The organism is Streptomyces gelaticus, assembly GCF_014649535.1.
Classification (GTDB): domain Bacteria; phylum Actinomycetota; class Actinomycetes; order Streptomycetales; family Streptomycetaceae; genus Streptomyces; species Streptomyces gelaticus.
In genome coordinates, this window is sequence record NZ_BMTF01000098.1 from 1 (window position 1) to 805 (window position 805).

Genomic DNA, 805 nt, shown 5'->3' on the forward strand with positions numbered 1-805 from the left:
CCTTCCTCGGACTCGCCGCCACACTCTGCTGCTACAAACGACTCGTCCAACTCACCACATAGGACACGGTCTTAGACATTCTGGCGGCCGTAACGCGTCCTGAACCAAGCCACCCGCTCGGCACTCATCGATGAAGAGACGCCATACACGTCACCAATACGTTCGCCGCTACGACGATACTTCCCCCTCTCTTGAACCCCGCACGTTAGGACGGACACCTGAGAAACAGGCTGCCAGTGCAGGGTGTAGGCAGGGGCGTTGGAATCTGGGACGTCCTCCATGCGCACACCGCGTTTGGCCAGCAGCCGCTCCAGTTTGTCGAAGCGGAGATGGCGGTCGAAGCGGCCGTACCGCTCGCGAATCACCCTGTTGACAATGCTGCCGCCCCAAGACGAAAGCCGATGCACCTGCAGGGTGAAGTGATATCCCACCCACGGATCGTCGCGCGATTCCCGGCCCCAGAAGAACTCGACCATCCCGTAGTCACGCCACATGCTCTGGTCGTCAAAGGAGTTCTCGACAAAGTCGGAACCCAGGATCGCGGTGACCTGATCGGGACCGTCCGTCGGTTTGGCGCCGAGCACCGTTCCGGACCTGATCACATCCACGTAGAACGCGAGGGAATGCGGAGTCAACTGACCTTCCCTTGAATTGAGGAGTTGAGGCTGCCGACAGTGACCGCCTCAGCATAGGTGTCCGGTAAGCCATGAAGATCCGCCGGACAGCCCCTAGTGTCCTGAGTCTTAAATTTCCATATAGTTGGGTCATGACGCGCCCGGGACCGAAGCTTGCGCCGCTGGATCTG

General features: G+C 59.8%; 1 protein-coding gene. It reads right to left on the reverse strand.

The features are described 5' to 3' along the window. Positions 1–71: 71 nt before the first annotated feature. Positions 72–635, reverse strand: coding sequence for a hypothetical protein (locus IE107_RS34530; protein ID WP_189548284.1), 564 nt, complete (start codon positions 633–635; stop codon positions 72–74). Between the last annotated feature and the right edge of the window lie 170 nt (positions 636–805).